At 64.3% G+C, this 21,327-nt stretch carries 20 protein-coding genes and 1 tRNA gene; 13 read left to right on the plus strand and 8 right to left on the minus strand.

Going from position 1 to position 21,327, the window contains the following annotated elements; genetic code table 11:
* Positions 1 to 39 precede the first annotated feature (39 nt).
* From IPK75_11340 to IPK75_11350, 3 genes are read left to right on the plus strand one after another with little or no spacing between them, the layout of a single operon-like run.
* Positions 40 to 1,350 (plus strand): replication-associated recombination protein A, encoded by a 1,311-nt coding sequence (locus IPK75_11340; GenBank protein MBK8198950.1) that lies wholly within the window; start codon positions 40 to 42, stop codon positions 1,348 to 1,350.
* Complete coding sequence (locus IPK75_11345) at positions 1,340 to 2,227, plus strand: aminoglycoside phosphotransferase family protein (protein MBK8198951.1); 888 nt, start codon at positions 1,340 to 1,342, stop codon at positions 2,225 to 2,227. The genes IPK75_11340 and IPK75_11345 overlap by 11 nt, the downstream gene beginning before the upstream one ends.
* Positions 2,224 to 2,955: an RluA family pseudouridine synthase gene (locus tag IPK75_11350; protein MBK8198952.1), complete on the plus strand. Its 732-nt coding sequence runs from the start codon at positions 2,224 to 2,226 to the stop codon at positions 2,953 to 2,955. Before IPK75_11345 ends, IPK75_11350 begins: the two co-directional genes overlap by 4 nt.
* On the opposite strand, the gene IPK75_11355 is transcribed toward IPK75_11350, so the two are convergent.
* Together IPK75_11355 and sppA are read right to left on the minus strand one after the other, a co-directional pair.
* Positions 2,940 to 3,944 carry an NAD-dependent epimerase/dehydratase family protein gene (locus IPK75_11355; protein ID MBK8198953.1) on the minus strand — a complete coding sequence of 335 codons (1,005 nt, stop codon included), beginning with the start codon at positions 3,942 to 3,944 and terminating at the stop codon, positions 2,940 to 2,942. The genes IPK75_11350 and IPK75_11355 overlap by 16 nt on opposite strands.
* Positions 3,945 to 4,099: 155 nt before the next feature.
* Entirely contained in the window at positions 4,100 to 5,878 is a 1,779-nt protein-coding gene (sppA, locus tag IPK75_11360) for a signal peptide peptidase SppA (GenBank protein MBK8198954.1), read from the minus strand.
* A 215-nt stretch (positions 5,879 to 6,093) separates the two neighbouring features.
* Between sppA and IPK75_11365 the strand changes: the two genes are divergently transcribed.
* Positions 6,094 to 6,167: transfer RNA gene (locus tag IPK75_11365), tRNA-Gln, on the plus strand.
* Between the two features lie 22 nt (positions 6,168 to 6,189).
* Here IPK75_11365 and IPK75_11370 read toward each other — a convergent pair.
* The gene (locus IPK75_11370) at positions 6,190 to 6,387 is read right to left on the minus strand and encodes a hypothetical protein (protein ID MBK8198955.1); all 198 of its coding nucleotides are present in this window, start codon (positions 6,385 to 6,387) and stop codon (positions 6,190 to 6,192) included.
* 225 nt (positions 6,388 to 6,612) lie between these two features.
* Here IPK75_11370 and IPK75_11375 point away from each other — a divergent pair, with 225 nt between their 5' ends.
* The 7 genes from IPK75_11375 to IPK75_11405 all read left to right on the plus strand — a co-directional run bounded on the left by IPK75_11375 (position 6,613) and on the right by IPK75_11405 (position 12,387).
* On the plus strand, positions 6,613 to 7,380 hold the full coding sequence (locus IPK75_11375; GenBank protein MBK8198956.1) for a DUF3450 domain-containing protein: 768 nt from the start codon (positions 6,613 to 6,615) through the stop codon (positions 7,378 to 7,380).
* 35 nt (positions 7,381 to 7,415) lie between these two features.
* Positions 7,416 to 8,813 carry a MotA/TolQ/ExbB proton channel family protein gene (locus tag IPK75_11380; protein ID MBK8198957.1) on the plus strand — a complete coding sequence of 466 codons (1,398 nt, stop codon included), beginning with the start codon at positions 7,416 to 7,418 and terminating at the stop codon, positions 8,811 to 8,813.
* 36 nt (positions 8,814 to 8,849) lie between these two features.
* Complete coding sequence (locus IPK75_11385; protein ID MBK8198958.1) at positions 8,850 to 9,359, plus strand: MotA/TolQ/ExbB proton channel family protein; 510 nt, start codon at positions 8,850 to 8,852, stop codon at positions 9,357 to 9,359.
* A complete protein-coding gene (locus tag IPK75_11390; GenBank protein ID MBK8198959.1) occupies positions 9,359 to 9,775 on the plus strand; it encodes a biopolymer transporter ExbD in 417 nt (138 codons plus the stop codon). Before IPK75_11385 ends, IPK75_11390 begins: the two co-directional genes overlap by 1 nt.
* An 18-nt stretch (positions 9,776 to 9,793) precedes the next feature.
* Positions 9,794 to 10,204: a biopolymer transporter ExbD gene (locus IPK75_11395; GenBank protein ID MBK8198960.1), complete on the plus strand. Its 411-nt coding sequence runs from the start codon at positions 9,794 to 9,796 to the stop codon at positions 10,202 to 10,204.
* A gap of 29 nt (positions 10,205 to 10,233) precedes the next feature.
* Positions 10,234 to 10,839 carry a TonB family protein gene (locus tag IPK75_11400; GenBank protein MBK8198961.1) on the plus strand — a complete coding sequence of 202 codons (606 nt, stop codon included), beginning with the start codon at positions 10,234 to 10,236 and terminating at the stop codon, positions 10,837 to 10,839.
* A gap of 138 nt (positions 10,840 to 10,977) precedes the next feature.
* The gene (locus IPK75_11405; GenBank protein MBK8198962.1) at positions 10,978 to 12,387 is read left to right on the plus strand and encodes a hypothetical protein; all 1,410 of its coding nucleotides are present in this window, start codon (positions 10,978 to 10,980) and stop codon (positions 12,385 to 12,387) included.
* Between the two features lie 176 nt (positions 12,388 to 12,563).
* Here the strand turns inward: IPK75_11405 and IPK75_11410 are convergent, their stop codons facing one another.
* From IPK75_11410 to IPK75_11420, 3 genes are all read right to left on the minus strand, one after another.
* A complete protein-coding gene (locus IPK75_11410) occupies positions 12,564 to 13,076 on the minus strand; it encodes a polymer-forming cytoskeletal protein (GenBank protein MBK8198963.1) in 513 nt (170 codons plus the stop codon).
* Positions 13,060 to 14,268 carry a peptidoglycan DD-metalloendopeptidase family protein gene (locus IPK75_11415; protein MBK8198964.1) on the minus strand — a complete coding sequence of 403 codons (1,209 nt, stop codon included), beginning with the start codon at positions 14,266 to 14,268 and terminating at the stop codon, positions 13,060 to 13,062. The genes IPK75_11410 and IPK75_11415 overlap by 17 nt, the downstream gene beginning before the upstream one ends.
* 194 nt (positions 14,269 to 14,462) lie before the next feature.
* Positions 14,463 to 14,942, minus strand: coding sequence for a peroxiredoxin (locus tag IPK75_11420; GenBank protein ID MBK8198965.1), 480 nt, complete (start codon positions 14,940 to 14,942; stop codon positions 14,463 to 14,465).
* A gap of 94 nt (positions 14,943 to 15,036) precedes the next feature.
* On the opposite strand from IPK75_11420, the gene IPK75_11425 reads away from it, so the two are divergent.
* Entirely contained in the window at positions 15,037 to 18,423 is a 3,387-nt protein-coding gene (locus tag IPK75_11425; protein MBK8198966.1) for an AsmA-like C-terminal domain-containing protein, read from the plus strand.
* A gap of 3 nt (positions 18,424 to 18,426) precedes the next feature.
* Here IPK75_11425 and IPK75_11430 read toward each other — a convergent pair whose 3' ends face one another.
* Positions 18,427 to 19,677, minus strand: a complete 1,251-nt coding sequence (locus tag IPK75_11430) for a tyrosine--tRNA ligase (GenBank protein MBK8198967.1) — start codon at positions 19,675 to 19,677, stop codon at positions 18,427 to 18,429.
* Between IPK75_11430 and IPK75_11435 the strand changes: the two genes are divergently transcribed.
* Entirely contained in the window at positions 19,676 to 20,854 is a 1,179-nt protein-coding gene (locus IPK75_11435) for an anhydro-N-acetylmuramic acid kinase (GenBank protein MBK8198968.1), read from the plus strand. The genes IPK75_11430 and IPK75_11435 overlap by 2 nt on opposite strands.
* Here the strand turns inward: IPK75_11435 and IPK75_11440 are convergent.
* Positions 20,851 to 21,327 (minus strand): GNAT family N-acetyltransferase, encoded by a 477-nt coding sequence (locus IPK75_11440; protein ID MBK8198969.1) that lies wholly within the window; start codon positions 21,325 to 21,327, stop codon positions 20,851 to 20,853. The genes IPK75_11435 and IPK75_11440 overlap by 4 nt on opposite strands.

A 21,327-nucleotide genomic window follows, 5' to 3' on the forward strand; every position in this document is an offset into this window, starting at 1 on the left:
ACCTTACCATAAAGCCCGCACTCGCCTAGAAAGCCTCGCATGAGCGACCTGTTCGATTCCGCCGGCCTCTCCGACGAGGCGCCTAGGCCGCTGGCCGACCGGCTTCGGCCGAAGACCCTTCCGGACGTGGTCGGCCAGGACCACCTGATCGGGCCGGAAGGCGCGCTGTCGCGGATGCTGCTCGCCAAACGGCTGTCCTCGATCATCCTCTGGGGGCCGCCGGGAACCGGGAAGACCACGATTGCGCGGCTGCTTGCGGAAGGCACCGGGCTCGAGTTCGAAGCGATCAGCGCGATCTTCTCGGGCGTGAAGGACCTTCGCGCGGCGTTCGACCGGGCAGCCGACCGGCGCAAGATGGGCAAGGGCACCTTGCTCTTCGTCGACGAGATTCACCGGTTCAACCGCGCGCAGCAGGACGGTTTCCTGCCCTTCGTGGAGAGCGGCGTCGTCACATTGGTCGGCGCGACGACCGAGAACCCGAGCTTCGAGCTGAACGGCGCCTTGCTCTCGCGTTGCCAGGTGCTGGTCCTCAAGCGGCTCGACGAGAAGGCGCTCGAGAAGCTGTTGCAGAGGGCCGAGAACCTCGAAAAACGCCGCCTCCCGGTGACCAAGGAAGCGCGCGAGATGATGCTGAGCATGGCGGACGGCGACGGCCGCTACCTGCTGAACCTCGCCGAGCAGGCCTTCGCGATGATGGGCGAGCCCGGGTTGCTCTCGGCCGAAGAACTCGCGAAATCCTTGTCCAAGCGGGCGACGGCCTATGACAAGGACCGTGAAGAACACTACAACCTCATCTCAGCATTGCATAAGTCCGTACGCGGATCGGATCCGGATGCAGCGCTCTACTGGTTCTGCCGGATGCTGGAGGGCGGCGAAGATCCGCTGTTCCTCGCGCGCCGGCTGGTGCGGATGGCGAGCGAGGACATCGGGCTCGCTGATCCGACAGCGCTGATGATTGCCGGCGAGGCGGCGCGCACCTACGAGCGGCTCGGCTCGCCGGAAGGCGAACTTGCGCTCGCCCATGCGGTGATCCATCTGGCCACTGCGCCGAAATCCAATGCGGCTTATGTGGCCTACAAGGCGGCGCGGCGCGCGGCGGCGGAGACGGGCAGCCTGATGCCGCCCAAGCATATCCTGAACGCGCCGACTTCGATGATGAAAGACCAGGGCTATGGCTCGGGCTACCAGTATGATCACGATACGGAAGAAGGTTTTTCCGGACAGGACTATTTCCCGGAAGGGATGAATCGGCCGGTCTTCTATGATCCGAAAGGGCAGGGGCGCGAGCAGCCGATTGCAGAGAAACTGAAGCAGCTGACCGCGATGCGGAAAGCCCGCCGTGACGGTTGAAACAGCGGCAATGGACCCGATGGATGCAGCTGCCGCATCACGCCTGATTGCGCTTCAGTTTCCTGAGCTGGCGAACCGGCCGGTCAGGGCGCTTCGGGCGAAGGGCACGGACAATCATATCTTCCTGATAGGCGACAACCTGTGTGCGCGCTTTCCGAAGGCGCCGTGGGCGAGCGAAACGGCGAAACGCGAGGCGGACGCGTTGCCTGTGTTCGCAGGGGCGCCAATCGCGGTTCCGGCCGTGTACGGATTGGGCGCGCCGGGCGAAGGCTTTCCCAATGCGTGGTCTGTGTTGGGTTGGCTTCCCGGTGAGGCGCTCGAAGACGGGGCCGTGGTGAATGAACGCGATGAGGCCGAACGCTTCGCCGGTTTCTTCCGGTTTGTGCGCAGCCGTCCGCCCGACAATGCCTTCCGGCCCGGCAAGGCCAACAATGGTCGCGGCGGCCCGCTTGCGGATCGCACGCCCGCTTTTGAGGCTGCGCTCGCGCGCTTGCCTGCGGTGAACGGCGACTGGGCGAGGCGGCTCTGGCGCGAGGCGCTTGCTGTCCGTGCACCGGATACGCCGGTCTGGCTGCACGGCGATGTGCATCCGGGCAATGTGCTGGTCGAGAATGGCCGCATTTGTGGTGTGATCGATTGGGGCCTGTGCGGTGTCGGCGACGGCGCATGCGATCTGCTCACCGCCTGGGCAATGTTCGGGCAGGAAGCGCGCAGTGTATTCCGCAGCGCAATCGGCGCGGACGAAGCCGAGTGGCTGCGCGGCGCGGGCTGGGCCTTGTCGATGGCAGTGATCTACTTGCCTTACGCCTACGAACACGGTCTTCGGAGCGATATGTCAGAGACAATGATCGCGCGACTGAAGGAAGCCTTCGCATGACCCGCAACCGGCCTGTGCCCAGCCTGTCGCCGCAGGACATCGCCTTTGCGCGCAGCCTGGTGATTCATGAGGACAACTCGCTGATTGCGTTCAACAAGCCCGCCGGGCTCGCCGTCCAGTCGGGCAGCGGGATTGTGCAGTCGCTGGACGACTTGATGGCGGCGTTTGCGAAGTCGAACGGCAAACGGCCCCGGCTGGTCCACCGGCTGGATCAGGGCACGTCCGGCGTCATCGTGGCGGCGAAGACGCAGCCGGTTGCCGCGCGCCTGTCGGAAGCCTTTGCCGGGCGCGACGTGCAGAAAACTTATATTGCGCTGGTGAAAGGCCGGTTGCCGGCGGCGGATAGCGGCGTGGTCGATGCGGCGCTGGTGAAGGTCGAGGAAGGAGGCAAGCTGCGCATGATCCTCGCGCGACCGGACCGGAAGGGCGCGCAGGCGGCGCGGACCGGTTGGTGCGTGAAGGCGCGCGCGGGCGATGCGGCCTTGCTGGAGCTCGCGCCGGAGACGGGGCGGATGCACCAGATCCGCGTGCATCTTCTCTCGCTCGGCTGTCCGATCCTCGGCGATGCGCTTTACGGCGAAGGGCGCACGACAGCGCCGCGCCTGATGCTGCATGCGGCAAAGCTGGTGCTGCCACATCCGGAAGGCGGGATGCTGACACTCGAAGCCCCCGTGCCGGATGATTTCCGGGCAGCGGCCGAAGCGGCCGGTCTTCAGGCGGGCTTGTAGTAGCTCTTGTACCAGTCGACGAAAGCCGCGATGCCGTCGCGGTAGTCCGTGTTCGGCGTATATCCGGTGAGGGCCTTCAGAAGGCGCACATCGGCATAGGTCTGCTGCACATCGCCCGGCTGCATGCCCAGCATGCGTTTCACGGCGGTGCGGCCGATGGAGGACTCGATGGCCTCGATATAGTCCATCAGGCGCACGGGTGCGGCGTGGCCGATATTGACGAGGCGGTAGGGCGCGACCGGGGAAAGCGAGTCGCCGCGGATCAGGTGGCTGCCCTGCTGGGGCGGGACATCCATCAGCCGGCGGATCGATTCAACGAGGTCGTCGATATAGGTGAAGTCGCGCAGCAGGTCGCCGTTGTTGAACACGTCGATCGGCTGGCCCTTGAAGATCTTGTCGGTGAACAGGAAGAAGGCCATGTCAGGCCGGCCCCAGGGACCGTAGACGCTGAAGAAGCGCAGCGCCGTGGTTGGTACGCCGTAAAGGTGGGCGTGGCTGTGTGCGATGAGTTCGGCGGCGAGCTTTGTCGCGGCGTAGATGGTCAGCGGATAGGGCGCCGAGTCTCGCTCCTCGAAGGGGAACTTCTGGTTCGCGCCGTAGGCGGAACTTGTCGAGGCGAGGATCAGGTGGCGCGCCTTGTGGCGCCGCGCGAGGTCGATGATGTTGAACGAGCCGACGACGTTCGCGTCGATGTAATCGCGCGGATGCTCGAGGCTGTAGCGTACGCCGGCCTGGGCGGCGAAATGCAGGATCACGTCCGGCTTCACGCGGTCGAACACGCGCTCCATCGTGGCGGTGTCTTCGACGCTGGACCGGGCGAGACGGAAGTTCGGGAAAGCGGTGAGGCGTGCGGCCCGGTCTTCCTTGAGTTTCACGTCATAGTAGGCCGTGAAGGAATCGATGCCGGTGACCGAATGGCCTTCGCGCAGCAGCCTGAGCGCGATTTCGCTGCCGATGAAGCCGGCCGCTCCGGTGACGATGATGTTCATGGGCGTCTGCTGAACCTTTTCACAGGCGGGCTAAACGATCTGCGCGGCCTTCACAAGCGTAGCTGCTGCGACAGGCGTAGGCGAATTCCGGACGGCGTCAATGAAACGGCCCGCCAGCAGGACTGGCGGGCCGCAACAGGGGAAGGCGGGCGCGGCTAGCGCTCGCGGATGCGCGGGCCCATGGCCATCGACTGGCCGGAGTTGACCGCGTCGGCCACGGCCAGTTCCTCGATCAGCGCCTGGGTGCGCTCGTCGCCGGCCAGTTTGCCGAGGACAGCGGCGGCGCGGGCCGTTTCGGCCGAGACGCCGAACAGGCTTTCGAAGGCCTCCAGGCCCGTCTTGCGCTGCGGGTAGTAGGCCAGCGGCGGGAGGACCGAGGTGTCCATGCCTGCCAGTTCCTGCGCCTTGCGGATGGCCGTCATGAAGCCGCCCAGCTCGTCCACGAGACCGATCTTGACGGCGTCCGCGCCGCTCCAGACCCGTCCGCGGGCGATGTTGTGGACCTCGTCATAGGTCATGCCGCGACCTTCGCCGACCAGGGTGAGGAAGCGGTCATAGCCGCGCTTCAGCATGGCGCGGACTTCGGCTTCCTGGGCCTGGTTGAAGGGGGCGACGCCATAGGCATTGGCAAACTCGCCGCCCACGGTGACCGAGTCGAACGTGACGCCGACCTTGTTGAACGTGCCATCCAGGGCGAACTTGCCGCCGAAGATGCCGATCGAGCCGGTGATGGTGCCACGGTTGGCGACGATCGCGTCGGCGCCGGTGGAGACATAGTAGCCGCCGGACGCAGCCACCGAGCCCATCGAGACGACGACCGGCTTGCCTTTTTCCTTGGCGCGTTCGACGGCGCGCCAGATCTGGTCGGACGCGGTGGGCGAGCCGCCGGGGCTGTCGACGCGGAAGACGATGGCTTTCACGTCTTCATCTTCCGAGGCATCGAGGATGGCGCGGGCGATTGCGTCCGACGCGAAGGCGGCCGGTTCGGAGAAGGGCGACTCGCTGCCGCCGCCGCCCGTGACGACCGCGCCTTCACCGCCAACGATGGCGATGACGCCGTCCTTGGTTTTCGCCTTGGTCGGCAGCGGTTCGTAGTAGACGACGTCGATCAGCTCGGCATCTTCGCCGGCCCGCTCGAGCGCGGAGGCTTCGGCATCTTCCGGCCAGCCGAGCTTGTCGACCAGTTTCGCGTCGAGCGCTTCCTCGGCCGATTTCGGGCCGGCTTCGAGCAGGGCTTTCATGGCGGGCACTTCCATGCCGCGGTCGGCCGAAATGTCCGTGAGCGCCGTATTCCAGATCGAGTTGGCGAGACCTTCAAGCGCTTCGCGGTGCGGCGCGGTGTATTCGGTCTCGTTGTAGGAGTTCGGCGCGTTCTTGTATTCGTAGAGCGCATAGATCTGCGGGGTCAGGCCGATCTTGTCGAAGAGACCTTTCAGGAATTCGGTTTCGAACGTGACGCCGTTGATCATGAAGTCAGCGCCGGGCTGCATCCAGATCTCATCGGAGGCCGTGATCGAATGATACGCAGACGGACCACCCATCGCGATCATGCCTTGCGAGTGGGCGATGACGAACTTGCCGGAGGCGCGGAATTCCTTCAGCGCGTCGCGCAGCTCTTCGGCGCGCGAGGTGCCGATGCCGGTGAACGAGCCGCGCAGGTAGAGGCCTTTCACGGCCTTGTCGTCTTCCGCGGCGCGCAGCTTGACCAGAATGTCCGTGAACCCCGGAACGCCGGAGAAGGCTGCGAGGCCGCCGAGCGGGGCCTGGTCGGGAAACTGGGAATTGAGATCGAGCGACAGGACGACCGTATGCGCGCGCGGCGGTTTCGCGCTGGCCGCGCTGACGAACAGCGCGATCAATCCGAAAAAGCCGACGACCACGAACAGGATCATCGCGACGAACGCACCTGCCATCGACAGGAAGAAGGTTTTCATGACCGGGGCAATTCCTTTGCTGATTTGGGAGTCCGGGACTTCACGATATTCGATATTGTTGATAAACGATAAAAAGTAAAGGGGCGGTGTGCGCAAGGTACGGGATTCGGGCTGTCAGGCACGCCGTTGCAGAAAGGTGGGGGCGCGACGCAGGTGAAGCGCGTTTCGGGAGTTGCCAGCACCGCAAAGAGTAGCTATTTCGCGCGCTCCACTGTTGGGGTGTCGCCAAGTGGTAAGGCAGCGGTTTTTGGTACCGCCACCCTAGGTTCGAATCCTAGCACCCCAGCCACCTTCCCATAATGACTCGTGCGTCAGGTTTTTGCCGACGCGTTTTCGTGCGCGCTGTCGCGAAATGTTCGCGCTTGCACAATGTCAATCACTGCGCAGCGCTGATTGCGTTCGTGAAGCGCCCGGTTATTTTCTAAACGAATCGTAAAGCGCGATTGATCCGCAATTAGAGGATTGTTACCGTTGAGGTTCATCGCTAAGGGCTCTTCGCGATCAGTCACAGAAGATGACTGGACGGACAGGTCTATATAGAGAGAGTGGTCAACGCTCCAGAAACGTTCGGGGAGATGGTGAAGGCGAGCGCCTTCGACTTTCCCAGATTCACTCCCGGCTCGTGTGTGTTTGAGCCGAAGATCATCGGGACGCCCTCGTCAGCAGGTGCGCCCAAGACCCAGGAATTTACGCGCGGCTGTGCGCGACCGTTTGGAGAGTGAGAGGCAAACCTCATGAAGAAAATTCTGTCACCCGCCCGCAGCTTGATCGCTGCAGCGTTGATCGCGGGCCTGGCCATTCCGGCTCATGCCCAGCTTCGCGAGGCCCTGGCCACTGGCGAGCAAGCAACCCGTAAGGCCGAGCAGGTCCAGGACCAGATCAACCAGCTGGACGACCAGCGCTCGGACATGGTGCGCGAATACCGCACGCTCCTGCAGCGCCGCGACGCCGCTGAACTGTTCGCCAAGCAGCAAGAGCTGGTTGTGGCGAGCCAGCGCGAAGAGATCGCCTCGCTGACTGAACAGCTCGGCTCGATCGACGACATCACGGCGCAGACGGTGCCGATGCTGCTCAGCATGATCGAAGACCTGAAAATGTTCGTCGCCGCTGACCTGCCGTTCAAGAAAGACATCCGCGACGCCCGTCTTGAAGCCCTCGATGGCATCATGAAGGCGCCGAACGTGCCGGCCTCGGAACAGTACCGCCTGATCATGGAAGCCTACTCGGCTGAAATGGAATACGGCCGCACCGTTGCCACCTGGCAGGAAGCCATCACGATCGATGGCAACCCGACCAACGTCGACATGTTCCTGTATGGCCGCGTGGCCTACGTCTACGTGACGCCGAACGGCAAGGCTGCCCGCTTCGACCGCGCCACCGGCGAGTGGGTCGCGCTGCCGGGCAGCTACGTCCCGGACATCCAGCAGGCGATCCGCGTCGCCCAGGGTAAAGCCCAGCAGGTCGTCCTGTTCGCCCCTGTCCAGAAATTCTCGGTCCAGTAAGCGGCCAGTACCCAGAAACGAAGGTTTACAGAGTCATGAAAAACTTCAAATCCTCACTCAAGGCACTGGGCGCCGCAGTCCTTTTCGGATCGGTCACGCTCGTTGCTGCCGCCCCGGCCTCGGCCCAGTCGCTCAGCGACGTGCTCGCCAAGGTCCGCCAGGACGCCAACCAGATGTCGGCAGAAGATGCCGCCCGCCTGAAGCAGTTCCAGGCTGACAAGAACAGCCAGGCTGCCAGCATGGAGTCCGCCCGCAACGCGCTCGCCGTCGCTGAAGGCAAGGCCCGCACCCTGAGCGCCGAGTTCGACGCCAACGAAGCGGCGCTTTCGGCCCTCGAAGAGCAGGTCTCGCAACAGGCCGGCGACTTCCAGGAACTGCTTGGCCAGTTCCGTTCGGCAGCCGGTGCAACGATGCCGGAAATCGCGAACTCGTTCGCGAACTTCGACTACAAGGACCGCGTGGCCGGCATTGCCGAGATCGCAGAGGCCCGCGTGCTGCCGAACCGTGGCCAGCTTGAGCGCCTTCCGAAAGCCATGCTGCAGGAAATGATCGCCCAGTCGGAAGTCAAAACCTTCACCGCGCCGATCAACGGCATCGGTGATGGCGGCTCGATTGCCGACGCCGAACTCGTCCGCGTGGGCGTGTTCACCGCAGCCACCGTCAACGGCGGCAAGTTCGTCGAAGTGAAACGCGGCGAGCGCGGCGAGACCTTCCTCGAAGTCTTCAAGACCCAGCCGTCGGGCCCGTACGCCGGCGCCATGACGAAAGTCGCACGTGCCGCCGAAGGCGACATCGTGAACGCTCCGGTCGACCCGTCGAAAGGCAACCTGTTCGGCATCCTCGGCGAACTGCCGAAACTGTCGGATCGCTTCCAGCAAGGCGGCACGGTCGGCTACGTGATCGTGTTCCTCGCCGCGATCGGCCTGCTGCTCGCCTTCTACAAGATGTTCACCCTCTTCACGATGGGCGCAGCCATGCGCAACACCGCCAAGACGCGCCAGGCCGGCACGGGCAACCCGCTCGCCCGCGTGTTCGAAGTGTACGAGAACAACCGCAGCCGCGACATCGAAACGCTCGAGCTCAAGCTCGACGAGAAGATCCTGCAGGAATCCCCGGCCATCGAGCGCTTCAACGACATCATCAAGGTGTTCGCTTCGGTCGCTCCGCTGCTCGGCCTGCTCGGTACGGTTATCGGTATGATCATCACCTTCACCGCCATCACCATCTACGGTGCCGGCGATCCGAAGCTGATGGCTGGCGGTATCTCGGTCGCTCTCATGACCACCGTTTTCGGTCTCGTTGCTGCTATTCCGCTGCTGCTGTCCCACGCTGTCGTGTCGTCCATGGCCCGCAGCAACCAGCAAATGCTTGACGAACAGGCTGCCGGCCTGATCGCCGAGAAGATGGAATCCGTTCACGGGGGTCGGGCGTAAGCCTGACCTCTTTAACCCCCTGGAGGAGTAGCCCGCATGGGTTTTCAAGACCTACAGGCCTTTCTGGATCGTGGCGGCCCGGTGCTGCTGGTCATCATGGCGGCGACGTTCGTCATGTGGGCCCTGATCCTGGAGCGGTTGTTCTACTTCCGGTTCGCGCACAAGCAGATTGCCGCTGAGGCGATTGCGGAGTGGCGTTCGCGCTCCGACCGGAAGTCCAAACTTGCACACTGGGTGCGCAGCAAGCTCGTGTCTGAAGTTCGTGCGAAAGCCGAACAGAACGTCCAGCTGACCAAGGCGATGGTGGCGCTTGCGCCGCTGCTCGGCCTGCTCGGCACGGTGACGGGCATGGTGGCCGTGTTCGACATCATGGCCATCACGGCCGGTGCGGATGCGAAAGCCATGTCGGCGGGCGTGTCGCGGGCAACCATCCCGACGATGGCGGGCATGGTGGCGTCACTCTCGGGTATCCTCTTCACGTCCGGTATGGACCGCCGCGTCAATCGCTCGGTCCAGCAGGTCGAAGATTCGATGGAGATCGACTGATGCGCGGACGTAGAAGCAGAAAGCCGGATTCGGCCGAGGTCGATCTGACACCGATGCTGGATGTCGTGTTCATCCTGCTGATCTTCTTCATCGTGACGTCGACGTTTGCGCGGGAAGAGGCCATCGGCCTCGAGCCGCCGCCGCCGCCGGCGCCGCCAGACGAGGAACAGCAGGAACAGGTTCCGGCCATCCTCATCCTTGTGGAAGAGTCTAACCTGATCACGGTCAATGGCCGCCCTACCGACATCAGCTCGGTGCGTGCCAACATCGAACGGGTTGTCGCAGAATCGCCCAATAGTGCGGTTATCATCCAGGTTCACCCCAAGGCGAAGAGCGGCGTGGTGGTTGCAATCCGGGATGAGGCCTACAACGCGGGCTTTACCGACCGCGTCAACATCCTCGTCACTCAGACCTGATCGCGGGAGCCGATACACATGGCACGTGCAAGACGTGAATATGCCGAAACAGGCAGCGAGATCGACCTGACCCCGATGCTGGATGTCGTGTTCATCCTGCTGATCTTCTTCATCGTGACGGCGCAGTTCATCAAGGAGCCGGGCGTGGCAATCGTCCGTCCGGAAGTGGACAACAAGGCCTCGGCGAAACCGCTGGCGATCCTGATCGCCATCGATGCCAACAGCGATGTCTATATCGACAAGAAGAAGATCGCGCCGGCGGAAGTGGCGTTCACCATCAAGGACATGCGTCTCGACAACCCGCGTGGCGAGATCGTGGTCCAGACCGACGTGAACGCTGATGCCGGCGTGATGGTCGACGTGATGGAAGCCATCAACAAGATCGACGGCGAGACGGTGATCAACATCTCGGCGAAGACGAACGGTTAAGGAGACAGGTTATGTTCAACAGTCCCTTCATGCGCATCCTGGCCGCTACGGCGATTGCGATTCCGATCGTCCTGGCGATCTTCATGCTGATGAATGCCCTCATCTCCGTGAAAGAGCTGAAGCTTGCGAGTGGCGAGCAGCGTGTGCTGGCCGCCATCACGCCGCAGAAGCAGGACTCCGACGTGCGGACCCGCCAGCGGTCGAAACCGCAGCGGATCGACTCGGCGGCCAAGCCGCCGCCGCCGCCGAAACAGTCCGCCACGAAGTCGAGCATCAACCTGCCGACTCCGAAGATCGAGGGTGCTGTTCCGCAGAACCTCGACCTTGGCCGGATGAAGTCGCTGGCAATCGACCCGGTGGCCGTGTCGGACCGCGACGCGCAGCCGATCCGTCCGCCGACGCCGTCCTATCCGCAGCGCGCCCAGGAGCGTGGCCTGTCGGGCAGCTGCGACGTGCGCTTTGACGTGGATACCCGCGGCAAGCCGTACAACGTCTCGGCCACCTGCACGGACGCGGTCTTCAAGGCGGAAGCCGAGCGGGCCGTGGGCCGCGTCGAGTTCGCGCCCAAGATCGTGCGCGGCAAGGCGGTTGAACGCCGGAACGTCGTCTACCCGCTGGAATTCAACATCCAGTAGGTCCCCTTCGCAGGCCGGGCGGCGCTCTGATCTGATCCGCCGCCCGCCTGCCTCCTCTGCCCGGACCGGCGAAGATCGGCGGCGGCAGACTGGCAAGTGAAAGTGTTTGCCGCTGCAAGGCGGTCAGGAGAGAGAATGATGCGACTGAAAGTTTTCCTCAAAGGCGCTGTGACCGCAGGACTCCTCGGTATGATGGGCGCCGGTGCCGCGCTGGCGCAGGCCGGCGGCAGCTGCACCGAGACGCAGTTCAGCTCGAAGACCGGCCAGATCTACCTCGAAGCCGAGCAGGCGGCCATCACCAACAAGGACTTCGACACGGCGCTCGCCAAGCTGAACCAGCTGCGCGGGATGACGCTGAACTGCTACGAAGAGAGCGCGATCATCCGCATCTCGGCGTACATCAAGATCGAGAAGGGCGACCGCCAGGGCGCCATCAAGGACCTGCTCGATGCGGTGAACAAGGGCTATGTCCCGCCGGCCGACGTGCCGCAAACTTACTACAACATCGCGCAGATCTACCTGCAGATGGAAGATATCAAGTCGGCGCTCGACTACATGAAGAAGTGGCAAGCCGCTGGCGGCAAGCCGGACCGTCAGCAGAAATGGCAGCTCGCCGTGCTGTATCAGCGCGTCGACAACTTCAAGGAAGCGATCCGCTGGGCTGAAGAAGTCCGCCGCGATGACGGCGCCAAGTTTGACCAACAGCTGTATGACCTGCTCGTGTTCCTCTACAACGACGCGGGCGAGAAGGCGAAGCTGGCCGAAGTGCTGGAAGTGCTCGTCGACCGCAATCCGCAGGAACGCAAGTACTGGGACGCGATCGCCGGCAACTACTTCCAGGCGAACGAACAGCACAAGGCGTTCGAAGTCCAGAAAGCCATGTACCTCGCCGGGCTGCTTAAGTCCGAAGACGAGATCATGCGCATCGTGAACTTCTACAACCAGTTCAACGCGCCGTATTACGCCGCGAAGATCCTGGAGAAGGAAATGAACGCCGGCCGGATCAAGAAAACGGTCGAGAAGATGTCGCTGCTCGCCGACTTCTACCAGGTCGCTCGTGAGCACGAGAAAGCCATCCCGGTGATCCGCCAGGCCGCTGAAATGGGCGGCGGTGGCGCGATGTATGAGCGTCTCGGCGCGTCGTACAGCGAGCTGCAGAAGTGGAAAGAGACCGAAGACGCGCTGCAAACGGCGCTGTCGAAGGGCGGCGTGAAGGACAAGGGCACCATCTGGGTACGGATCGGCCAGTCGCGCTTCGAGCGCGGTGACCGCGCCGGCGCCCGGGAAGCCTTCCGCCAGGCTGGCAATGCGGGCGGCCGCAGCTGGCTCGAGTTCATGCAGTCGGAAGAGGACACGAAGGACGCGCTCGAGTGCTTCAAGGTCCAGTCCGCCGTGCTCAACCTCGTGAACGAAGACAAGATCTGCAAGAAGCTGGCAGGCCTTGGCGACAACCAGCCGGAAGGCTGCAAGACCGTCGCCGCCCGCCTGAAGGCCGGCCGCGAGCAGTTCGACAACACGCCGGAATGCCGCAACTCCGATCCGGTCTGATCCGATCTGATCCGGGCGCGCGAGCGCTCAACCTGAAAGCCCCGGACCTCGCGGTCCGGGGCTTTTGCTTTTGCCTCTGTGTGTAAGGCGAAGGGCGCCCAGTGGCTGCGCACGCAAAAGAAAACGCCGGCGGATGAGGCCGGCGTTGTCTGTATCTGGCTTGGTTCTCCGCGCGATCAGCTCGGCTGCGAGGAAATCCCGAAGGTGCCGACGGAGCTGGAGGCGCTCATCGGCTTGGACTCGCTGGCGGCCATCGGGCCGGTTTCGCGCAGCGGATCGTCGGCATGCTTCACCTGGCCTTCGAACACGGCGTTCGACTGGATCTGCAGGGACGAGTGGACGATGTCGCCCTTCACGTGGGCGCCGGTCTCGAGTTCGACCTTGCGGGCGCGGATGGAGCCCTTGATCTTGCCCTTCACCTTGACGACTTCGGCTTTCACTTCGCCGGTGATCTGGCCCGAGGCGCCGATGGTGATGTCGGTGGCCGACACGTCGCCGTCGACGACGCCGTCAATCTGAAGCGAACCTTCAGAGATGACCGAGCCATTGATCTTCATGTCGGCGCAAATGATGGAAGCGGCGCGCGCAGCGGACTTCGTCGCTGCACCCCGGACGGCCTCTTGCGCCGAAACCACCTTCGGCGGCTCGATCGGGGCGGTTTCCGGGGTTTTGCTATTCTTTGTGAACATGTCGGCCTGCTTTCAGGAACTTGTTGGGGTCGTAAGGTTTGCCATTGTACCACACTTCGTAGTGAAGGTGGTCGCCGGTGCTGCGACCGGTCGAACCCATGCGGCCGACCAGATCGCCGATTTTCACTGTATCACCTTTGGACACGGTGATCGACCTTAAGTGTCCGTAACGCGACTTGAAGCCGTGGCCGTGGTCGACCTCGACCAGCAGGCCGTAGCCGGAGCGGGCGCCGGCATAGCTGATCGTGCCGGGGCCGGTGGTGATGATCGGCGCGTCGCGATAGGCTGCCAGGTCGACGCCCATGTGCGGCTGCGGCCGCTTGGTGAAGGGGTCGACGCGGATGCCGTAGGGGCTGGTATAGCGGTAGGGCACCGCCACCGGGTCGCCGAACGGCAGGCTGTTGACCACTTTCTCGTAGTATTTCATTTCCGCGATGCGGGCCCGCGCCTGGAAGATGCGGGTCATGAAGCTCTCATCGCCGATCGACCATTCGGAGGCCGAAGAGGTGAGCGAGCCCATCGAGACTTCCGGGCCGCCCATGTTTTCCGAAGCGAACAGGGCGTCGGTGCCGACGGCGGTGAGCATCAGCACGCCGCGGGCGCGTTCGGCGCGCTCGGCTGCGTGGTCTTCCATGCGGTCGAACAGGCGGTAGATGTCCTGCTCGATGGCCTTGGTGGTGCCGCGAGCGGCCGGCACGCTGAGGCCGGCGGTCATCAGGTATTCGTCACGGGACTGGCGGCGGTCGGCTTCCTCGATGGACGCCTCGACCAGCAGGGAGGCGCCGTCGCCTTCGAGGGCGGACAGCTTCTGTCCGTCATCCTCGCGCATGTCGTTGAGCAGTTCCTCGAGCGCCTTCTGCTTCTTCTCAAGGTCGGCGGTTTCCTTGGAGCGCTCCTCGAGGAGGGTGCGCTGGAGAGATTCGCGGGCGCGCAGGTCCTGGACCCAGCGCTCGTACTTCGCGAGCTCCTTGCCTTCGCCGCCGGCCAGGGTGGTCTCGCCGCCGCCGAACACGAAGCTCGCAGTTGCGAACACGGTCCAGCCGGCAATGGCGGTAACGCCTGCGGCCATCATGGCCTGCTGCCAGGGTGATATGGAAATATAGCGGACGGTTCCGCCGCTGCGGTGGTAGATCTGACGCTCAGGAAACGCGCGATCGAACGTCGCCTTGAGGTTCGAACTCCACTTGGCCATTCAAGCTACCTGTAAGCTGGAAACTTCTTATGAAGCTGCAGGTTTCCCTACAGCCGGCTTCCCATTCCCCGCGTCATACATACCCAATTCGACCGGGGGTGAAAGCCCCGCATGTCATATTTTTAGGCAATGTTCGCAGTTGACCGTAAACTTCTCATTAACTTGCTGAAAGTTTCAGCAAGACCTTCCCGATTTCAAGCGGCGGAGCGCTTTTGTTGCACCGCCGCAAGCACTTCGTCCGCATGCCCCTTGACCTTCACTTTAGGCCAGATCCGGACGATTTTTCCTGTCGGCCCGATGAGGAAGGTCCGCCGGGCCACGCCCATGTAAGTGCGGCCGTACATCGACTTCTCTTCCCAGGTGCCGAAGGCCTCTGACACGTCGCCGGCCTCATCGCTGCCGAGCAACACGTTGAGCCGGTATTTACCAGCGAACTTCTCGTGACGTGTCAGGGGATCGCGTGACACGCCCATTACGATCCCTCCAGCTTCTGCGAAGGCGTCGGCGTGGGCGGTGAAATCGAGCGCTTCCTGGGTGCAACCGGGCGTGTCGTCCTTCGGGTAGAAGTAGAGCACCAGGTACTTGCCGGCGAAGTCCTTCAGGCGCCGGGGGCCTGCGGTCGTTTCAAGGCTGAAGGCGGGCGCCTTGTCCCCCTCTTTCAACGCAGTGGCCATGCAAAGCTCCTATGGTCTCAACCCGTTCACGTAATTATAGTTTCTATGTGCGAGAGGACGTGCGGCAATACCGAAATTCCTGAGGAGCTGAAGATTGGTCCGCCAGACCGCGTCCATCGTCATCATGGAGATCCTGGGCGCGCTCGTCCTGGTGCTGATGGCGGCCAGCGGCCTGCTCCTGCTTCGCCTGTCGAGCGGCCCGATCGATCTCAGCGCGTTCCGCGACGATGTGGAGAATGCCCTGTCGGACGCGCGCAGCGGGCGCGGGGTTTCTATCGGCGCGCTGCAACTCGAATGGTCACCGGAATCCAAGCGCGTGCAAGTCACGGCGCAGGACGTCCACCTGCTCGACGCGGCCGGGCGCAAGGCGGCTGAAGCGGCGGATGCGGAAATCGTCGTGTCGGCTTCCGCGCTGCTGGTCGGCAATGTGGAAGTGCTGCGCCTCAGGCTGAGCGACGGATGGATCGGGCTCGACCATGTTGAGGGCAACCTGTGGACGCTGGGCGGCGATCCGCTGCCGGAGCTGAAGGCGCGCGAATTGCCGACCACGCCGCAAGGGTGGCTCGACTATGCCAACACCGTTTTGCCGGAGTGGCTCGCTGCGCTGAGGGAGACGGATGAATCGCTGACCTTCGAGTCGGTGCGCTTCGACAAGTTCGAGCTGCGCGTGCGCACGGCCGAGCTGGCCCAGCTGGGCACCGTGCAGCAGACGACGGGAGACCTGACGCGCACGGCGGATGGGCTCAGCCTGACGCTGTCGGGCAGCGGCCTTGGCCAGGGGCTGCCGCGCGGCATTGCCATCCGCATGCAGACGAGTGAGGGCGGCACCCGGATGCTGGCCGAACTTGGCGTGGCCGATTGGCCGCTGGGCGAACTGCTCCGCCGCACCGGTCTCGGCGCGGAAGGCTCGGAAGGGCTGAATTCGCACTTCGAGGTTTCGGCCGGATTCTCGCAGGCCTCAGGCATTGAAGATATTCGCCTCAACGCGCGCAGCGGTGACGGCATCCTGAAACTCGGCGACACGGCGCATCCGGTGACCGACCTCCGCATCGCCGGCGCCTATGCGCGCGCGGACGACAAGCTGGCGTTGACGCTGGAGTCGAGCGGGACCGGCGTGTTCAAGGGGCGCGCTGACCTGGAGGTCGAGCAGGCGATGGCCGGCAAGGGCTTCAGGCCCTTCCGCCTCACGAGCCCGGCGCTGACCGCCAGCCTGATGCCGTTCCTCGCCGCGCCGGTCGACTTTGCCAGCGTGGACGCATCCGGCGAGGCCGACCTCGACGCGCTCGCCGTGCGCGCCGCGACGATACGGTTTGTGCTCGGTGGATCAGCCTTCGAGATCAAAGGAGACGCTGCGCTGACCCCTGACCGCCAGCCGGGCGAGTCGCCCGTCATTGCGACGCTTGATGTCACGGCGCCCGGACCCTTGCCCGCCGAGACTGTGGTTGCGCTCTGGCCGGTCTCCCTTGCCACAAGCGCGCGCGAGTTCGGCGCCACGCAGATCGAGGCCGGCGTTGCGCGCGATGCGAAAGGCCATGTGACCTTGCAGCGCGACAGCTTCGCCGAAGGCTTCCTGCGCGACACCGACCTCGAAGTGACCTTCGCGGTGGAAGGCGCGCGCGTGAAGTTCCTCGAGGACCTGCCGCCGGTCGAGGACGGGGTGGGCACAGGCAGGCTGACCGGCAACAGCTTCAAGGCGGTGCTGGACAGCGGCGCCTATGCCGGTTGGGTGGTCGATGAGGGTCTGATCGACTTTCCGGCTTTCAATCCGAGGGGCACGGAGTTCCGGGTGTTCGCCAAGGGACATGGACCGGCCCGCAACATCGTGAAGACGCTGGCCGAGTCCCGGCTCGCTTTCGATCTCGATCCGGCCCGGATCTCGGGCGATGCGGAATTTACCTATGAGCTGTTCCGGCCGGCACTCAGCGATGTTCCGTATGAGGACCTTCGCTTCACGGGCTTCGGAACCTTGCGCAATGCGGGCCTCAAGGCCGCCGCCTTTGACTTCGACATGACGGGCGGCACGATCAAGGTGGACCTCGACCAGAACGGAATGATGATGGCGGGCCAGGCAAGCCTCGGGCCGTCACCGGTGGATTTCGTCTGGAAGGACACCTTCGCCGACGCCGACAAGCCGGCAATGCTGACGGCCAAGAGTTTCGTGACGGCGGATTTCCTCAACGGCTTTGGCATGCTGGGCCGCGCCTACATGACAGGCGAGGCGCCGCTCGACCTGAAGGCGACGCTCGACGGGGCGGACCTGAAGACAGCCAACGCCAAGATCGACTTCTCGGATGCCCGTCTCGACATCGCGGAGATCGGCTGGCTCAAGCCGCGCGGCGGCGCATCGAATGCGACGGTCGACTATACCCGGACGGGTGACAAGGCGACGTCGAAGGTGCGCTTCGATGCTGACGGCGCCGTGCTGGACGGAGACTTCACGCTCGGCGCGGACTCCATGCGGCTGATCTCGGCAGACCTCCGACGCGCCTATTTCCGCAATGTCGCGGATGTGAACGGGCGTCTGGGGCGCGGGCCGAACGACCAGCTGGTGATGGAGCTTGGCGGGAAGCACCTCGACATTTCCGGGCTGATCCCCGGCCTCGGCGGTCTCGGCGGCGAGTCGACCAAGGACGGATCACCGATGACGATCGATGCAGCAGTCGACCGGCTGACGCTGCGCACGGGGCTGGACCTTCGCAAGGCCAAGCTGGCGCTGGTGACCGGCAAGTCGGGTCTCGAGACCTTCACGGCGACGGGCGTCGCCGGCGGCGCGGCGCCGCTGTCGGCCTCGATTGACGCGCGCGGCGATGGTGCCCCGCGTATCAAGGTCTCGTCCGGCGATGCGGGCTTCCTGGCTGCGGCTTTCCTTGACGCCGACTTCATTTCCGGGGGCGCGCTGGAACTGAACGGAACGCTGGAGCAAGGCAACAAGCCGGCCGAACTTCTGGTCGAAATCAGCAATGCGCGGATGAGCAATGCGCCGTTCCTGACGCAGATCCTGTCGCTCGCCTCGCTGCGCGGGCTGTCTGACACGCTGTCCGGCGAAGGGGTAATGTTCAGCCGGATTGACCTGCCGCTCAAGATTTCCGGCGGGCGCTACATCATTGCCGGCGCAAAGGCGCAGGGGCCGGCGCTCGGACTGACGGCGAGTGGATTCATCGATTCCAAGTCGACCGACATCGAGATCGACGGCGTGCTCGTGCCGAGCTTCGGGGTGAACTCCGCGCTGGGCGGCATTCCGATCATCGGCGATCTTGTGGTCGGTCGCGACGGGGAAGGCGTGTTCTCGCTGACCTACGGGGTGAGCGGCAAGCTGGAAAAAGCCAGCGTATCGGTGAACCCGCTCTCGGCAATTGCGCCGGGGGTGATCCGGCGAATCTTCGAGAACCCGTCGGATACCAAGATTCCGGAAGCCAAGCCGCGCGCGCCGGACGCGCCCTTGCCGAAGGAACTGCCCGCGATCAAGAACGAGACGTTCTGACGCCTAGCCGGCCTTGATCAGCGCGTGACGCTTCTTGCCCGCCGAGAGCTTGATCGCGCCGTCCTGCAGGTCCGCCGCCGACACTTTCGCATTCGGGTCAGTCACCGCTTCGTCGTTGACGCGGATGGCGCCCTGTTCGATCAGGCGGCGCGCTTCGCCGTTGGACTTCGAAAGGCCGGCCGCTGTGCAGGCAGCAGCGACTAGCATCCCGGCGTCAAGCTCCGCCTGCGGAACAAGCGCGGTCGGCAACCCGGCCGAAGAGGCGCCGTCGCTGAACACCGCTTTCGCGGCGGCCTCGGCTTCCCGGGCGGCCGTCTCGCCGTGCAGCAGCGTCGTGGTGGCGTTGGCCAGCGCAACCTTTGCATCGTTGATTGCGGCGCCTTCGAGGGCTTCCAGCTTCTCGATCTCGGCCTGTGACAGGTCGGTGAACAGGCGCATGAAGCGGCCGACATCGGCATCCTCCGTGTTGCGCCAGAACTGCCAGTATTCGTAGGGCGTGCGCTTGTCGGCGTTGAGCCAGACGGCGCCGTCGGCGGTCTTGCCCATCTTGCCGCCAGACGCGGTGGTGATCAGGTGCGCGGTGATGCCGAACGCCTTGCCGCCCTCGACCTTGTGGACGAGGTCGACGCCGCCCACGATGTTGCCCCACTGGTCCGAGCCGCCCAGCTGGATCCGGCAGCCGATGCGCTTGAACAGTTCGAGGAAGTCGTAGGACTGCATCAGCAGGTAGTTGAATTCGAGGAAGGTGTAGGGCTGCTCTGCCGCCAGGCGGCGGGCGACCGTGTCCTGCTTCACCATCGTGTTGATGGTGAAGTGCACGCCCACTTCGCGCAGCAGCTGGATGTAACCGAGCTTGTCCAGCCAGTCCGCGTTGTTGACCATGACCGCGTCAGACGGGCCGTCGCCGAACTTCAGGAAGGGCTGGAAAGCTTTCTTGATGCCGGCGATGTTGGCGTTGATCTGGTCGTCGGTGAGCAGGGGGCGCGACTTTTCCTTGTCGGTCGGGTCGCCGATCTTGGTTGTGCCGCCGCCCATCAGCGCCACTGGCTTGCCGCCGTGGCGCTGCAGGATGCGCAACATCATGATCTGCAATAGCGAGCCGACATGCAGGCTGTCAGCCGTCGCATCAAAGCCGATATACGCCACCGGATTTCCCGAGGCGCAGTAAGCGTCGAGCTCTGCCTCATGCGTCATCTGCTTGATGAAGCCGCGCCAGCTGAGCTCGCGCAGGAATTCCGACTTGTAATCGCTCATGTTCTTGTGTCTCCGTGGACGCGCGCGCCTAACACGGAAAGGGCAAGGCTTGAACACTGCTACGGAAAAAACCACGCCTGTCTGGGTCGCCGGCTTCATGTCCGGCACCTCGCTGGACGCCGTGGACGCCGCGATGATCCTGACCGACGGCGAGCGGGTGACCGAGTTCGGACCTGCCATTGAACGCAAATATACCCCGGCCGAGCGGTCGGTCCTGCAGGCGGCGACTGAAGCGGCCCGGGCCTGGAACTGGGAGGGGCCAATCCCGGAAGGTCCGTTCAAGGCGGCCCTGGACGTGATTACCGAAACGCACGCCGACGCCTGGTTCCGGCTGACGAGGGAAGAGCGGGCGCCGCAGCCACTACTGGCGGGCATCCACGGCCAGACCGTGCTGCACCGGCGCGCGCGGGGCGGCGCCAAGGGCGCGACGCTGCAACTGGTTGACCCGTTCGCTCTGCGCGCGGCGCTGGGCGTGCCGCTGGTGTGTGACTTCCGGTCGGCCGATGTCGAGGCGGGCGGGCAGGGCGCGCCGCTGGCGCCGGCCTATCATGCCGCGCTGCTGAACCGGCTGGGCGATGAGCCGGCCTGCGTGCTGAACCTTGGCGGGGTCGCCAACATCACGGCGCGCCTCGCAGATGGCAGCCTGATCGCGTTTGATACCGGCCCGGCCAACGGCCCGATTGACGAATGGGTCGAGGGCAATGGCGCGGGGACGCATGACGTGGGCGGACGCCTCGCCGCTGCCGGCACGGTGCACACCGGCTTGCTGGCGCAGCTGATGAGCCATGACTGGTTCAGCGAGAAGCCGCCGAAATCGCTCGACCGGTACGACTTCAATGCGAGCGTCGCACGCGGCCTGTCGCTGCAGGACGGCGCCGCCACGCTGACGGCCTTCTCGGCCGCTGCCGTCGCGGCGGGCATCGACCAGTTGCCGCAACGCCCGAGCCGCGTGATCGCGTGCGGCGGCGGGCGGCACAATCCGGCGCTGATGGCGGCGCTGAAGGGCGCGTTGCCGTGCCCGCTGATGAGCGCAGAAGAAGCCGGCTGGCGCGGCGATTCCATCGAGGCCGAGGCCTTCGCCTTCCTCGCCGCGCGGCGGATGCGCCAATTGCCTATCAGCTGGCCGATGACGACCGGCGTGCCGGCGCCGATGACCGGCGGCCAGTTGCTGACCTAGGCGCGGGCGAGTTCGCCGAGGGCTTTGCCCTCAAGCCGGTAGATCGTCCATTCGTCCATCGGCGCTGCGCCGAGGGAGAGATAGAAGTCGATCGACGGCTTGTTCCAGTCGAGCACGGACCATTCAAGCCGTCCGCAGCCGCGCTCGACGGCGAGCGCCGCCAGCCGCTTCAGCAGCGCCTTGCCGTGCCCCTTTCCGCGCTGGGCGGGATCGACGAACAGGTCTTCCAGATAGATGCCGGGCTTTCCGAGGAAGGTCGAGAAGTTATGGAAGAAGAGGGCAAAGCCGGTCGCGGCGCCCGCCTCTTCAATCAGCAACACTTCGGCGAAGGGCTTCGCGCCGAACAGGTTTGCCCGCAGCAGCGTTTCGTCCGCCACGCAGGCATGCGTGAGCTTCTCGTAGTCGGCGAGCGCGCGGATGAAACCGAGAATGACCGGCGTGTCGGCTTCGGTGGCAAACCGGATGTCCGCCAT

The sequence above is a fragment of the Acidobacteriota bacterium genome, assembly GCA_016712445.1.
Lineage (GTDB): Bacteria > Pseudomonadota > Alphaproteobacteria > Caulobacterales > Hyphomonadaceae > Hyphomonas.